Genomic DNA, 14,980 nt, shown 5'->3' with positions numbered 1-14,980 from the left:
TCTGGGACAGGCGTCATCGACGTGGACAGGCCGCTTCGACCGCGAACTCTTCGTCGGACGCCGGCGTCTCGTTCACCCGACTCCGGGTCGCAGACGGACCGCATGGTGACGACGTGCACTGGGAGTGGCGCACACGCCGCCACGATCCGAAGACTACCAACGAGCTGCGCCGCGCGTGGACGAGAGAGTCGTGACCACGGGCGACGCAGCGTCCCGTCGGCAGTCCTCGGACCGTGGACCGTCCGGGATTCCTGTCCGGTCGAGGTTCGACCCGACCGTCTCAGACGTTGCCCTGGGCCGAATCCGCCGACACCGACCCACTGGCCCGGTTGTTCATCGCGGCGGTATCGCCACCGGAGAGCGTGAGGTTGCCCTCGACGTCGTTCCCGGTCGCGAATGCGCCGCTCACCTCGGCCACGATGTCGTCGTCGCAGTAGTTGTCCTGGATGTGGAGTTGTGTCACCGTCTCGGGCGAGCCCAGGTTGATAGCCGCCACGTCCTGTGCGCCACCCCGGATGATGTTCCCGCTGACCTTCCCCTCGGTGTGCAGCAGCGGGGAATTGTACGTACAGACGGCGTGCTGTGCGTCGGTGTTGGTGTTGGTACCGTAGTTCACGATGGTGTTGTTCATGAACTGGCAGCTGAAGCCGTAGGCCCCCTCGTAGGCCGGGCCACCGAGGTTCCGGAAGTTGTTCCCGATGACCTGGTTGTACAGGACCTCGCGGTCGGGGTTCTCCGAGTCGGCCGTGTAGTGCTGGACGTAGATGCCGTACTCGTTGATGTCGGTGAACGTGTTGCCGACGAACGTGTTCGAGTAGGCGTCGCGGACGCTCTCGACGCCCCAGTTCACGTCGTGGGCCACGCTGCCGGTCAGCGTGGAGTTGTTGACCGTGTTGAAGTTGAACGCCGGCGACGCGCCGTTGGCGCCACCGCCCTTCACGACACAGTTCTCGACGATGCACTCGCTCGACTGCTCGACGCTGGTGCCGTGCAGGAAGTCGTCCGTGGAGTCGGGCCAGGTCCGGCAGTCGTTGATGACGCAGTTGGAGATGATAACCCCCTTACACTCGACGGCGGCGTTGATACTCACCTTGCCGCACTCCTCGATGACGCAGTCGCGGAACGCGCCGTCGTGGACGTGCCGGAAGCCGACGCCGCCGTTCGCGCACTGGGTGACATGGACGTTCTCGATGTAGTTGCGCTCGTTGTAGACGCCGTCGTCGTTGCCGTAGCCCCAGTGGATGGCGCCGTCGGCGACGCCGTTGCCGGCGACGGAGAGGTCGCCGAGGACCATGTCCGAGTCTGCCTCCTGTCTGTCGCCGATGAGCGAGTCGTCCCCACCCTCATACACGATGTGCGTGACGCCTGGACCTTCACCGCGAAGGGTAACGTTACCTTTCATCGTTATCTGGTCGTCGACGCCGAGCGGGCCGTACTCGCCGGCAGCGAGCAGGACGGTGCCGCCGCCTGCTTCGTGGGCCGCGTCGATAGCTCCCTGGAGGTCGCCCCAGGAGGTCACCTTGTTGTAGTAGGCGGACCCCGGTGCGTCGCCGGTGTCGCTCTCCGCGATCGAGCCGATCTGGGTCCACGAGCTGCCGTCACCGCGGTACACTGCGCCGGTGTCCTCCGCGACGAAGTGCGCACCGTCCTTCGGAGTGTAGGCTCCTCGGTTGCCGGCGCTGTCCCAGACGGTGACGTCCGTGTCCAGTCGGTCGAAGTTCTCGTTGATCGGTACGTGCCAGTCCGTCGTCCCCTGCGAGGGGGTGTTGTAGCCGTGGTAGTCTGTCATCGTAGGTGTCTGTGTGTCTTGGTTAGTCTGTCAGTTCGACGCCCCACCGTAGCCGCCCATTCCGTAGCCGAGCTGGGCGAGTCCGCCGTCGTCGCCTGACTCATCGCTGGTCGTGGTGGTCGTGGTGGTCGTTGCAGTCGTCGTGGGGGCGGCAGTGGTCGTGGTCGTCGTCGGTGCCGCCGTCGTGGTCGGTTCCGAGGTGGTCGTCGTGGTCGGTTCCGACGTGGTCGTCGGCTCGGGCTCCCCGCCGTCGTCCGGTCGCTCGGAACTCGCCGCGACCCGAACCGGGAGCGACTCGGTACTCGTGTTCGAGAGCCGGACGAGATGGCCGCCCGCGGCGGTCGTCGGCACCTCGACCGCCAGTTCACCGTTCGCGGTGCTGCGATGGTCGAGCAGCCCGCCGTCGGGCTCGTACAGCGACAGCGCGAAACTCCCGTCCGCGGCCGACGAGTTCGCCGTGATGCTCGCGAGTACGTCCGCGTCGAAGTCGACCCGGTACCAGCCCGTTCCCCGGGGCGGCACCGTCTCCGTGACCGAGCCATCGGTCTGGAGGCTCGTCACCTCGAAGGAGCCATCATCCCCGCTCTCGTCGCTCTCGCCTCCCGTGAGCGGTCGGGGGTTGGAGGTCTCGACGGCGACCACGCACTCGATCTCGGTCGTGCCGAGGTTCGAGAGCCGGCAGTGCTGTGCTCCGGTCTGTTCGGCGCGTGCGCGGAGCGTCGTCGACGCGCCGTCGACGAACTCGTGGGCGAGAAGCGAGCCATCGGGACCGTACAGCGTCACCGCGAAGGCCTCGGTCCCATCCGTGCGCCGTGCGGACGCCACGAGGGACGCCGGTGCGGTGGAGCCAAGTGCGACCCAGGCCGTCTCGCCACGTCCGAGTCGGCGCGTGACCGCTTCGCCGTTCTCGACAGTCGGCACCGCTGGCGTCCCCGTGGCGTCACCGTCGCCGGAGCCGCCACCACCGCCGCCACCGTTCGACCCGCCGGAACCGGTGCTCCCGTCCCCCGGCGTCGTGGTTTCGGGCGGCGTGGTCCCCGGTTCGGTCGTGCCGTCGCCACCCGGCCCGGTGGTCGTCGTCGGGGTCGGTGTCGTTCGCGTCGAGGATGGTCGCTCCGTGGTCGGAACGCCCCCGTACCCGTGGGTCGTCTCGGGCGGCGAAGACGTCGGTCCAGTGGAGTCTCCTGTCTCGCTACAGCCCGCGACGAGTCCCGCACTCGCCGTGGCCAAAGCCGTGAGGAACGACCGGCGGCGGACCCGGGACTCGTGCCCCGAATCCCCGGGTAAGAGGTCGTTACCTGTTGAATCGTCGGGCGGTTCTTCGGACATCGAGCCAGTAATTTGGGATTACGCCCATAAGCGTAGTTACCACTCTGGACCGGGAACACACGTCTATCCCCGACGTAGCGTCTCTTTCGGGACCAGTTGCCGAGTGCTGCGAACGCTTACCGACCAGTTGCAGTAGGACACGGTCGTTCGTGTTGTAGGACGGGATTACCCGATTAATCCGGTTCTACCGACTGTTCTCGTGGAGTAATGCAGCCGTACTCTGGTAAGTGTCCAGGGCAGGACTTCTGAGGCGCGCCAGGATCAGCGACAGGAATCGAACGCCGAGCCCGTCGAGCATCGCGGGACAGAGGCACCGCACTAGTGGAAAGGTGGTCGTCGACGGTATCGACGGGACCATCGAATCCTCCGTCTCGTTCGAGGAGACGGACAAGATGTTGCCTGGTCTTCGTCCGCTCCGACGGTGGTTACCCTCGGAAATGGACTTTCGATAGCTCACTATTAAGACCGATCCCCGAGATGAGGCCCGTATGACCGACAACTCCGTGGACGGCGATGCTGTCGACGAGCTCGAGGTCTGGTGTGCCGGCGAGGATTGGTGTCCGGTGACCACGACCGCCTCGCTCATCGGACGGAAGTGGCATCCAGTCATCGTGCACCGGCTCCTCGAGCACGGACCGAGCGGGTTCAACGAGCTCAAGACCAACGTCGACGGGATCTCCTCGAAGGTGCTCTCCGACAGCCTGGAGAACCTCGAGGAGAAGGGGCTGGTGGACCGCGATATCGTCAGCGAGAAACCGTTCCGCGTCCAGTACTCGCTGACCGAACACGGCGAGTCACTCGAGCCGGTGATCGTCTCGATGCGGGACTGGGGGCTCGAACACCTGACCGAACCGTCCGAGTGACGCCCGCCTCTACGGCGTCCCGAGAGGGATACAGTCCTTCCTGTCCCGGCACTTCAGCTCAGTCCTCGAGCGTGCCGTTCAGTACCTTCGCCGCGACGAGGACGGGGTCCCAGACAGGGCTGAACGGTGGCGCGTACGCGAGGTCCGTTCGCTCCAGCTCACCGACGGTCATCCCGTTTTCCAGTGCCGTCGCGACGGTGTCGATACGGATCGCCGCCCGGTCCGTTCCCACGATGGTTCCGCCGAGGAGCTTGCCGGTGCCGCGGTCGGCAGTCAGTGTGACCGTCGTCTCCGCAGCCCCGGGGTAGTAGCCCGACCGCGAGCCCGCGGTCACGGTCTCCGAGACCGGGTCGAACCCCGCCTCGCGAGCGCGTTCGTGGTCGACCAGCCCCGTGCGGCCACACTCCAGTTCGAACGCTTTGACGACCGCCGTGCCCGAGATGGCACCGACCGGCGTCGGGTCGCCGGCGACGGTCTGGCCGACCGCGCGCCCGGCCCGGTTCGCCGTCAGGCCCAGTGGGACCCAGTCCGGACTCCCCGTGACGGTGTGGCGCATCTCCGCACAGTCACCGGCGGCGTACACCCCCTCGACGCTCGTCTCGCCGTACCGGTTGGTCGCGATGGCACCGGACACCCCGAGTTCCACTCGCGTGTTGGCTACGAGCCCGCTGTTCGGCCGGACACCGATACCGACGACGACCAGGTCGGCGTCGACCGTCCCGACGGACGAACGGACCGTGCCAACAGCCCCATCGCCGTCGGATTCGAGCCGCTCGACCTCCTCGCCGAGGTGCAGGTTCACGCCCTCCTCTCGGAGCGTCTCTGCGACCTCGTCGCCGACAGCCTCCCCGAACGGCTCCAGGAGCTGATCCGGCCGCTGGAACAGGTGGACGTCGAGGTCGTGTGCGGCGAACGCCTCCGCCATCTCCACGCCCACGTAGCCGCCACCCACGATGGCAGCCGTCTCCGGGGGCTCTCTCGCCAGGAATCGCTCCACGAGGTCCGTGTCCACGTACGGAACGTCCGGCTCCGCGAACTCGGGGCTCTCGGGGTCGGTGAGGAAGGCCCGTACTGCCGCCGCGCTGTCCATGCTGTGGATCGTGAACGCACCTTCGAGTCGGGCACCTTCGATGGGTTCGGAGACGGCACGCGCGCCGGTCGCCACCAGTAGATCACCGTACTGTTGTTCGAACCGTCCGTCGGGACCCTCGACGGTGACGCTGCCCGCGTCGGTGTCCACGCCGACGACCTCGTGTTCTCGACGGAGGTCGATACCCCGTTCCGCCGCCTTCTCCGGTGTCAACGACAGCATGTCCATCAGCGACTCCACCTCTCCCTTCACGTAGTACGGCATTCCGCAGGCGGCGTAGGAGACCCAGCGACCCTTCTCGAAGACGATCACCTCCCGGTCGGGGTTCTCTCGCCGGTGTTTGCTGGCCGCGCTCAGTCCTGCCGCGTCGCCGCCGATAATCACGAACGGGTCGGTCATACCGGAACCCTCGGCCCCCTGGCTTGTAACTGTTCGAGTGTAGTCGAGGTAACCGCCGTCGTCGGTTTGGTCGCCCCTCCGCACGACACCCCGGCAGCTATACGATTCTACCACGAGTGTGCCACGTATGTCGCTCGACCCATCCGACGTGACGACGGTCACGTTCGACTCCTACGGAACCCTCGTCGACGTGACCGCGGCAACTGACGCACTGGCCGACCGGGTTCCGGACCCGGAGCCCGTCTCCCGGCTGTGGCGCTCGCGGTCGCTGGCGTACACGTTCGTCGCGAACCAGATCGACGGTTACGTCCGGTTCTACGACATCCTTCGGGATGCACTGGAGTACGCACTCCTCGCGAACGAGGTGCATCTCGACACGGACGAACGGGACGAGATTCTCGCGGTCTACCACGAGCTCGAGGTGTTCGAGGACGTCGTCGAGAGCATCGAGCGCCTGCACGACGCCGGCGTCCCGACGTTCGTGCTCTCGAACGGTGACCCCGAGATGCTGCAGTCGATGGTCGAGCACGCGGCCATCGGGGATCTGGTGGTCGACAGCATCAGTGCCGACGAGGTGGCGACCTTCAAACCGGATGCCACACTGTACCGACACGCTGCCGAACGGACCGGGACACCGGTCGAGGAGATCCTGCACGTGACCGCCGGCTGGTTCGACGTCTTCGGAGCCGTTCACGCCGGAATGCAGGCCGCGTGGGTCAACCGCCAGGGAAGGCCCTGGGAACCGTTCGGGCCGTCGCCGGACCTCCACGTCGAGTCACTCGCTGCTGTCGCGGACGAGCTCGTCGGGCCGAAGTAGGAGCGAGCGGGTAGGAGCGTCGGAAAGCGGATGAGGAGCGCGAGGCGGGGGATGGTGGGATGCAGGATGTGGACGCAGCAGTGCCTGCGTGGCATGCCTTAACCAACGCAACCGGTGTGTTGGTTAATAGGTTCCAGGTGCGGCAGTCCGGTCTCTCACCGGGCTTTCACTCGATCATTCAATCGGCCTCTCGCTCGGTCACTCAGTCGACCTCTCGCTCGATCATTCAGTCGGGGACTCGCCGGCGTTCACCGCCACCACCGGGACATCCGCGTGCCGCATGATTCGTTCGGTCGTGCTTCCGAGGAGGAACCTCCCGATCCCCGACCGCCCGGCGGTTCCCATCGCGACGAGGTCGATGTCGAACTCCGTCGTGTAGTCGAGGAGTTCCCTGGCAGGTGAGCCATGACGCACCGTGGTCGTGGCTTCGAGCCCGGTGTCTCTCGCCCGCTTCGCGATGTCTTCCGTCGCCGATTCTCCGGCGGATTCCAGGTCCTCGAGCACGCTGGTCGGCATCGTGTACTCCGGACTCGCACCGAGCCCGACGACGTCGACGACGTTCACGACGTGTACCCGTGCGTCGGCGAACTCCGCGATTCTGAGGCCGTGTTCGATCGCCCCGCCAGCCTCCTCGCTACCGTCGGTCGGGAGCAACACCTCGTCGTACGAGCCCTCGACACGGCTCTCCTCGACCGACCGAACCGTGAGTACCGGTGCCCTCGCGTGGCGCACGACTGACTCAGTCACGCTGCCGGTGACGTACCTTTGGACTCCGGTTCGACCGTGGGTCCCCATCGCGAGGAAGTCTATCCCGTGGTCGTCGGCGTAGCCGAGGATCGCCTCGGCCGGTGTCCCTCGAAGCACCTCCCGCTGGATCTCGAACGACTCGTCCATCACCCCGACCACTGTGTCTATCGCAGCCTCCGCCTCGGCTTCGAGTCGGTTGGCGGCTTCCGCATCATCGCCCGCCAGACCAAACGGCCCGGTACCCGCCGTCTCGTCGATGACCGAGACGACGTGAACCGTCGCGTCGAACAGGTCGGCCAGATACCGACCGTGTTCCGCTGCGCGCAGGGCGTGGTCGCTGCCGTCCGTCGGAACGAGGACTGTGTCGTACATCGTTATCGTCTGCCGATTCGACGTACACGACGTTAAATACCTGTGCCGACCCCGAAGTTCAAATACCGGTGTCGACTCTGGAGGCCCGACACGCACCGTCGCTGGAACGGAAGCGGATCAAGAACCCACCGACGGGCTCGCTATAATTCTCGAAACGGTGGTGGGGGTGTCCCGGGGAATGGGCTCGGGCCGACGCCACTCGACCGACCGCTCAGGGGAGCGAGCGGTCGTCGCCGATGGTCTTGAAGTTGATGTTCGCCACGCGCGTCGTGTCCTTCAGCACCTCGACGGCGATCTCCGTGTCCACCTGAAGCTGGTACTGCCAGGCCGGCCCGCCGATCGAACCGGCTGCAACCTTCTCCCCGTCGGCGATACCCTGCATATCCAGTTCGCGGAGGTGGTCCTTGAACCGGCGCTGCCCGAGTTTGTCCGCGTCGACCTCCGAAGCGATGCTCTTGTACACGCCGTAGATGGGCTTCGCGCGGACCGGGGCGTCTCCCGAGAGCTCGAGCGCGGTGAGGGCCGCGAGTGCGAGATGTGCCTGCGTGGTCATCTCCCGCATCGCCTCCACGACCGCCTCCCGCTCGACGAGCGCCTGCGCCTCGCGAGCGTGCTCGGCGGTGACCATCGGCTCGTCGCTCTTGTCGGCCAACTCGCCCGCCTTCCGGAGGTACTTGATCGCCTGCCGGGCGTCGCCGGTGTCCTGTGCAGACAGTGCGGCGATGAGCGGGATGACGTCGTCGGTGAGTATCCCGCTCCGAAAGATGTACTCCTGCCCCGAGTTGTCGACCTGGATCGGTGTCCCCGCCAGCGGGCTGTCGGACTGCTCATCCGTCAGTTCCTCGGTCTCTGAGTCCTCCGAGACGGTGGGTCCTTCGACAGGTGTCTCGTCGTGAGTCTGCTGTTCTTCTGCCGTATCGTCGTCCGGTGCAGTCTGTGACGGTGTCGACGACTCTGCTGGCTCGCTATCACCGTCGGCGTCCGGCGGAAGAGCTGCTCCGTCGACGGGAACGAGCTCCGTATCGCGGAACGCCTTGGCAGCCCGCCGACGGAGGATCTGCTGGAGCTGGGTCGCGTCGTACGGCGAGAACAACACGGAGTCGTCGTACAGCGAACTCTTCACCTTCGGGCTGAGGTTGTCGCGCCACTGGAGGTCGTTACTGATACCGATGATACTCGGGAAGACGTGGTCGCCGACGTACCCCTGGGCCCGTGCCCGGGGAAGACTGTAGAGGATGCGGTCGTCGTCGCCGAGCGTGTCGATCTCATCGAGGACGATGATAATCGTGCCGCCGATGTCGTTCATCGCCTCGAACATCATGTCCATGACCACGTCCGTGGCGTACCCCGTCGGTCTCGTCTCACCGGTGAGCTCCTGGTAGATCCGGGATGCAGCCTTGTAGGAGGTCGAGAGGTCGTGAGATTCACACGAGACGTAACAGGTCGTCAGGTTCAGATGGTCGGACTCCTCCTCGGCGTGCTGCTGTAGCTCGGACAGTTTCGCCTGTGCGGCCGCGGTCTTCCCTTGACCAGCCTTCCCGTGCAGGAAGACGTTGTTCGCTCCGACACCCCGTGCCGCCGGTGCGAGGGACATGTGCAGGTCGTCCATCTCGCCCTTCCGCTCCGGGAGCTCGTCCGGGTAGTGCTCCTCACGGAGGACCTCCTCCCGTTTGAAGATCGGCGAGGTCTCGGAGAACTGGGTCATTACCGAGACACCACACGTGCAGGCCACTTAAAACCCTACTTTCACGAATGTCGAGAACGTCTGGAATTTGGACCGGGGGACTCACCACACCCACACCACCGTTTCGGGAATTCGTGGGAGAAGGTGGGGTGGGGGGAGAATCACTGCCTGAGGAGGTCGATGCAGGAATTCAGGCGTCTCACCGGACCGAGATCCCGAATCTTCCGAACAGAGTCGTCCGATCGCTATTATTATTATTTATAACGTTAACGGTAAGTAGTAGTAAGGGTGGGGGTAGAGAGACTCAGGAGCAGAATTTGGATGGGAAATCGAGGCTACATCCGCTTCCTTATATGCTATCCATCCAAATCGTTTCAACAATCTGACTCGACTCCGCTTCTACGAGCCACACCCCCCGGTCCGTGTTGCGCCGAATTGCCGAAACGGTGGTGTGGGTGTGCGGAAACCGTCCACCCTCCCCCCGGTCGTGTCTCTGTCCCTGTCTCCCCCGTCATTCCCCTCCACTCACGATTCCGCGTGTCGCAACTGGCAGCTGTTCGACACCCCTGTCTTGTTCTCGAACACCAAAGTTCGGTTCTCGACTATCTTTACACGGGTCGTGTGCGGAGGGAGTTCCACCGGGGAATTGCTGAAACGGTGGTGTGGGTGGGCCCGGGCAGGTGGCTGAGTTCGACTAACCAGTTCCCCGTGTCTGGATTAATTGCCGAAACAGTGGTGGGTGTCCGTCGACAGTGCCGGGTGTCCGTCAACAGTGGTGGCTACCCGTCGACAGTGGTAGCTGTCCGTCGTCGTGATACACCGGCGGACGTGTTCACCGTTCTCCCTCATGAATCTCCCCAGATCCAAAGACTGAACAGCTGGAACGACGCGACCCTCCATTGCTCGTCACGACTCAATCTCTCCATCTCGACTCCGATTCCCCGTCTCGACTCCGATACTCCGTCTCGAATTCCCGAAACGGTGGTGGGGATGTCCCGACATTCGGTGGGTTCTCTCTCCCGCAATCGGTAGAAGTGGGTTACTCGGCTCGGCCGCACACGGACAGGAATTCTCGAAATGGTGGTGTGTGTCCCCGAGCTGGAGCGGCTCTCCAGCCGACACGGCAGCACGAGTTCCTCGACCCACCCGCCAGATGTAATCGGCTACTACCTCCAGAGACTGCCGTCCGAATTCTCGAAACGGTGGTGGGTGTCCCCATCGTCCGGGTAGTATTCGATTACCAGTGAAATTGCTGAAACGGTGGTGGGTGTGGGGTGAGGGGGTGGGCGTGACTCGCCGAGCCGTGTGAAGGGGGTGACTCACCGACGAAGTGGCGAGAGCGGTGCGAGGCGGAATGAGTGCTTTAACCAACAATCTGTCTGTTGGTTACAGGGCTCTCACTCGAACGGGAGGCAGCGTTCAGCTGTCACAGAGCCACCGACTGGCGGGCACGCTCGAGAACTTCGAACCGTCCCGATCCGGACACTGTCTGCTTCTGCCTGCGGCCGACGCCAGCGCTGTTCGAACCGGTACTGGCTCCGAGAATTGCTGAAACGGTGGTGGGTGTCTGGAAACGGTGATGGGTGTTCGGATACGGTAGACGTTCAGTTACGGTCCGGGAACGTGTTGGGGTTGGCGGACCTGCTGTTCTGCCAGTTGTTCGAGTTCGGAGAGGCAGTCCCCGACGGTGTAGGCGACACCATCCGCGTCGACGGACGGGGAAAGTCGAACCAGTCTGTCCCCCGCGTAGACCGCGATGGAGAGTATCGGGAACTGGATGACCTCGTAGTGTTCGCCGACGAAATCGTTGGAGACCGACCGTCTCGTGAACGCGGGCTCGAGTGTCCGGTTGGACAGCTCGGCCCATCGGGTGAACTCCTCGTACTTCTCGCGAGCGAACTCACACCAGGTGTCTTCGGCAGCGGGTGAGAGTTCGCGCGCCCAGGTGTACCGGTCGAACTCGTCGACAACACCCCGGTCGGCGAGTCGATCGATCCGATGGATGATGTCGTTCTGTTTCTCGTACGTTCCGTACATCGATGCGCAGACGAACAGCTCGACGGTGAGTGAGCCGGTGTCGAGCCGGGTGTCGATTTGGTTGGACATTGTTGGATTCGGGTTTGCACGGGTTGGAAGCTGACCGATGGTCGCGGTGCCACACAGATGGGAGATCTCTAACACGGGCAGGGGCCTGTCCGGACGTGAGGCAGCTGTCTCGTCGCAGAGTTCCAGCTGCTCGTCGACAGGTCGACGATGTCGGGTGTCTGGCGAGAGCTGGGGTACGTCGTCACATCGAGCTGCGAGGCGGACACGAGTCGTCGCGGTTCCTCACTGGACACGGTGTTCAGTGTCCCCCGGAATCGGGCGCACGATTCGTCCCGTCGACGCCGCAGCTGGCCCTGTGGAGCGCCTCCGATTCACTCCCGCACTCCCTGCGGGTGCACTACCTCGCGACAGTTCGGACAGTCGACCCAGTGGCGCTGTTGGTCTCCCCCGGTGTAGCTGATCAACACATCCCCCCGTGCTAGTCGCGTCCCACAGTGTGGACAGCCGCCTAACTCGTGGCGATCCGAACTGTCGGTCTCTGGGCTGTGCGACATACGGTGGAGTGCACACAGTCGGGGTTCTTTGTTACAGACCTTCTACATGGCTGGAAGAGTGCACTTATCCACGGCCAGCAGACGCTCACACGTCCACTGGAAAACGAAGGGGAACCGGAGTGTCGCTCACGTTCAGTAAGCCGATACTATCTGAACTCTCCAGCTAACGAAGGGGGCTGCTCGCATCCGGACGGTCGAATGGCAACTGGGATCTCCGCGCATGAGATACGACGACCGACTGCTGGCTTCGGGATCGCATCGGTGACGGTCGCAAAGTCACTCGACGCCGGAACGACGCTCGTCGGTCTCTCGCTCTTCGAGCGCACCGAGGAGTTGAACCCGGTCATGCGTGCGGGGTTCGAGGCCGTCGGGATGTTCCCGGCGTTGGTCTGGTTCTCGTTCGCCAGTGTGCTGCTGGTGACGGTCGTCACAGAAACGGGGGTACTGCTCTGGACCCGTCTGGGTCGACCACCCCGTGTGGTACGGTTCGTGGGGTACGGCATCCCGACGGTAACAGCGACTGTCGTAGCGGCACACAACGGGCTGGTCATCATCCGCTGCTGGGCCTGAACGGACTGCAACTGGGCTGGGGTGGGGAACGGACTCCAACTGGAGTGGGTGTTCAGGAGATGCGCTGGTACGCCCTGGCGGCGGTCCGCGTCGGCAAGGTGGACCGTTCGAGTCGGTAGTACCGCTCGAGTTCGGGGGCGAACTTCGCCTTGTAGCCGGTGATCCGCTCGTTGTTCGCGCCGACGAAATCGTACCGCTTCAGTCCCTGTTCGGCCGCCTGCTGGATCGCGTGCCAGTCCATCAGGTCGTTGGGGTCGATGGGGATGTCGCGTTCGCTGGTGCCGGTCCAGACGAAGTGGTCCTCGCCGAGTTCGAGCGACAGCTGCCCACCGACCAACGAGCCCTCGAACTCACAGACGTACGGCCGTAACACATCGTCGGGAAGTGAGTCGTACAGGGACTCCACGGTGGCGGCTCCAAGCGGGTACGTCACGTCCTGCTCTTCGTGCCGCCGTCGGACGAGGTCGATGATCGGCTCGATGTGTTCGCGCTCGCCTTCTTTGACCACCACATCGTACTCTTCGGCCTGGCGGACGTTCGACCTCGCGTCCGCGCTGAAGGCCATGAACAGGTCGTCGAGATCCCGGGTGAGGTCGACGACGTAGGTGTGTCTCGGGACGACCTCCCAGTCCCGCCAGATGAACGGTCGGGGGTCGTCGAACCGGGCTCCGGTTCTGGCGTGGACGAACCGGGGATCGATCTCGGCGTTGACCCAGTCCAGGCTGGTATCGATCAGCCGTGCGAGTCGCTTCTCGCGGCGGCGCGGCTTCAGCCGCTGTCGCTCGACGAGCACCGGCCCCATGTACTCGATCTTCAGGTTCGGTGGCGGTGAGAACGCGACGGGGATGGGACCGACCCGGCGCTCGAAGACGGGGAACAGACCGATCGGCTCCTGTCCTTTCCGGACCAGGAGGGGGTGGAGCTCCGTGCTGGAGTCGCGGGCGAACACCTCCAGGCTCTCGAAGAGGTGGAATGGCGTCCCCTGTGGGGCAGTTTCGACGAGTTCGTTCCACTGGTCTCGGTCCGCCGGGTCGAGCTCCTCGCAGTCGTAGCTCATTCTATCTCCTCGATTGGTTCGTAGTCGGTCGCACCGGCTGGATGCCGTCGCGTCGCCTCGCCGCCGCCACCGTGGGGGTACGGCGGGTACTGTTCACGGGGTGGCGTCGGGACGACGTCGAGTGCCTCGCCGTCCATCCGGTCGGGGACTGGCACACCGACCGAGGAACAGATGGTCGGTGCAATGTCGAGCAGCCCGGCGTCCCGAACCGACTGCTGCTGGTCGATGTTCGGACCGACGATGGCGACCGAGCCGGTCGGTTTGTGGTTCCAGGATTCGCTCGGTGGTGCGAACTGGTCGCCCCGGAGGGAGGCGGAGAGGAACTGGTCGAACCCGGCCGGGACGACGATCAGATCGGGCGCCTCCTCGACGTACGGACCGTGGAAAACAGCCTCGCGGGGCAACACCCGTTCGAACACCCGCTCCCCGTCTGGAGTCTGCGCCCGTTCCAGCGCGTCGACGAGCTCGGTACGGACCGAGTCGTAGTCGTCGGGGGAAACGACGCCGTCGGGTTCTCGGCCGATGACGTTCAGGCGGACGCCGAGTTCGATTCGGTCGCGCATGAACGCCATCGACTCGCCGAAGTCGACCCGACGGGTGCCCGCTCGTACGATGTCGGGACCGAGCCGCTCAGCGACGGGTTCGGCGAGGCCGACCCGGTCGAGATACCGGTAGACGCGGTCGGCCGTGACGCCGGCACGTGCGGCGGTCGCGACCGCCCGCTGGGTCGCTTGCTCGACGGCGTTGGTCAGGTGCCCTCCCTGCTCGTCGCCGTCGTGGAACTGTTCGCGGGCGATGCTCGCCCAGGAGGGCATCCCGGACCCGTCCCGGGTCGTCTCGATGTAGCCCCGGTCGGCGAGGTACTCGTTCACGCGGAACTCGTAGCCCCCGTACTCCCCGATGCCGTGGTCACTGGCGACGACGACGGTCTCGGGGTCGTGTTCGTCGAGGAGATGACCGAAGGCCTCGTCGACGGCCTCGTACACCGATTCGACGGCGTTCCAGTCCCCGGGATACTCGTGGAAGACGGTGTCGCATACCTGGAACTGGACGAAGCCGAAGTCGGGTGCGAACCGGTCGACGAGGTAGTCGAACGCCTCGACGCGGGACGAGACGCAGTCCCGGTAGTGCTGGAGCTGTTCGTCCCGACGGTCGGCGTCTGGTGGGTAGACCCGGTACTCCGGCACGACCTCGCGGAGCTCGTCGAACAGCCCGTCGGGGTGACAGGTCGGTTCTTCGGGGGCGACGTACCCCGGCACGAGTGCGCCGGGGAACGAGCGCGGTGGCCCGGTGACCGGGACGTTGACGACGACGCTCTGTTTGCCCTGCTGGCCGAGCAGTTCCCAGAGGGAGAACTCGCGGACGTCCCCGTAGTCGACCACGTCCCAGTCGTAGCCCCGGAAGCGCAGGAAGCCGAACACGCCGTGCTTACCCGGGTTCACGCCGGTGTATATCGAGGGCCAGGCACTGGGAGTCCAGGGCGGGAGCTGCGAGGCGAGCGGTCCGCTCGCGGCCGCGTCGAAGAAGGATTCGAGGTTCGGTGTCACCCCCTTCTCGAAGAGCTCGTCCAGAATTCGAGGACAGGCTGCATCGACGCCGACGAGGAGTGTCTCGACGCCGGCATCCGACTCGGTTGGCATGTGGGCGCTGAGAGCATAGCGCT

General features: G+C 64.8%; 12 protein-coding genes. 3 read left to right on the top strand and 9 right to left on the bottom strand.

Features of this window, described 5'->3' with window-relative positions; genetic code table 11:
- Positions 1 to 280: 280 nt before the first annotated feature.
- Both NOW55_RS19400 and NOW55_RS19395 read right to left on the bottom strand, forming a co-directional pair.
- The gene (locus NOW55_RS19400; protein ID WP_256401776.1) at positions 281 to 1,789 is read right to left on the bottom strand and encodes a right-handed parallel beta-helix repeat-containing protein; all 1,509 of its coding nucleotides are present in this window, start codon (positions 1,787 to 1,789) and stop codon (positions 281 to 283) included.
- Between the two features lie 30 nt (positions 1,790 to 1,819).
- Entirely contained in the window at positions 1,820 to 3,118 is a 1,299-nt protein-coding gene (locus NOW55_RS19395) for a hypothetical protein (protein WP_256401775.1), read from the bottom strand.
- 488 nt (positions 3,119 to 3,606) lie between these two features.
- Here NOW55_RS19395 and NOW55_RS19390 point away from each other — a divergent pair, with 488 nt between their 5' ends.
- On the top strand, positions 3,607 to 3,981 hold the full coding sequence (locus NOW55_RS19390; protein ID WP_256401774.1) for a winged helix-turn-helix transcriptional regulator: 375 nt from the start codon (positions 3,607 to 3,609) through the stop codon (positions 3,979 to 3,981).
- Positions 3,982 to 4,039: 58 nt separating this feature from the next.
- On the opposite strand, the gene NOW55_RS19385 is transcribed toward NOW55_RS19390, so the two are convergent.
- A complete protein-coding gene (locus NOW55_RS19385) occupies positions 4,040 to 5,470 on the bottom strand; it encodes an FAD-dependent oxidoreductase (RefSeq protein ID WP_256401773.1) in 1,431 nt (476 codons plus the stop codon).
- A 127-nt stretch (positions 5,471 to 5,597) separates the two neighbouring features.
- Here NOW55_RS19385 and NOW55_RS19380 point away from each other — a divergent pair, with 127 nt between their 5' ends.
- Complete coding sequence (locus tag NOW55_RS19380; RefSeq protein ID WP_256401772.1) at positions 5,598 to 6,287, top strand: haloacid dehalogenase type II; 690 nt, start codon at positions 5,598 to 5,600, stop codon at positions 6,285 to 6,287.
- A 222-nt stretch (positions 6,288 to 6,509) separates the two neighbouring features.
- Here NOW55_RS19380 and NOW55_RS19375 read toward each other — a convergent pair whose 3' ends face one another.
- The 4 genes from NOW55_RS19375 to NOW55_RS21000 form a co-directional block, all read right to left on the bottom strand.
- Complete coding sequence (locus NOW55_RS19375) at positions 6,510 to 7,406, bottom strand: universal stress protein (protein WP_256401771.1); 897 nt, start codon at positions 7,404 to 7,406, stop codon at positions 6,510 to 6,512.
- A gap of 211 nt (positions 7,407 to 7,617) precedes the next feature.
- On the bottom strand, positions 7,618 to 9,111 hold the full coding sequence (locus NOW55_RS19370) for a Cdc6/Cdc18 family protein (protein ID WP_256401770.1): 1,494 nt from the start codon (positions 9,109 to 9,111) through the stop codon (positions 7,618 to 7,620).
- Between the two features lie 1,587 nt (positions 9,112 to 10,698).
- The gene (locus NOW55_RS19365; RefSeq protein ID WP_256401769.1) at positions 10,699 to 11,196 is read right to left on the bottom strand and encodes an HTH domain-containing protein; all 498 of its coding nucleotides are present in this window, start codon (positions 11,194 to 11,196) and stop codon (positions 10,699 to 10,701) included.
- 311 nt (positions 11,197 to 11,507) lie between these two features.
- A complete protein-coding gene (locus NOW55_RS21000) occupies positions 11,508 to 11,690 on the bottom strand; it encodes a DUF7837 family putative zinc-binding protein (protein ID WP_438266590.1) in 183 nt (60 codons plus the stop codon).
- Positions 11,691 to 11,951: 261 nt separating this feature from the next.
- Between NOW55_RS21000 and NOW55_RS19360 the strand changes: the two genes are divergently transcribed.
- Positions 11,952 to 12,260: a DUF5658 family protein gene (locus tag NOW55_RS19360; protein WP_256401768.1), complete on the top strand. Its 309-nt coding sequence runs from the start codon at positions 11,952 to 11,954 to the stop codon at positions 12,258 to 12,260.
- A 52-nt stretch (positions 12,261 to 12,312) separates the two neighbouring features.
- Here the strand turns inward: NOW55_RS19360 and NOW55_RS19355 are convergent, their stop codons facing one another.
- A complete protein-coding gene (locus NOW55_RS19355) occupies positions 12,313 to 13,317 on the bottom strand; it encodes a lipid II:glycine glycyltransferase FemX (RefSeq protein ID WP_256401767.1) in 1,005 nt (334 codons plus the stop codon).
- Entirely contained in the window at positions 13,314 to 14,957 is a 1,644-nt protein-coding gene (locus NOW55_RS19350) for an alkaline phosphatase family protein (protein WP_256401766.1), read from the bottom strand. The genes NOW55_RS19355 and NOW55_RS19350 overlap by 4 nt, the downstream gene beginning before the upstream one ends.
- Positions 14,958 to 14,980: the final 23 nt, after the last annotated feature.

Source organism: Haloarchaeobius litoreus (assembly GCF_024495425.1).
Classification (GTDB): domain Archaea; phylum Halobacteriota; class Halobacteria; order Halobacteriales; family Natrialbaceae; genus Haloarchaeobius; species Haloarchaeobius litoreus.
This window is presented reverse-complemented; position numbering and strand designations above follow the sequence as displayed.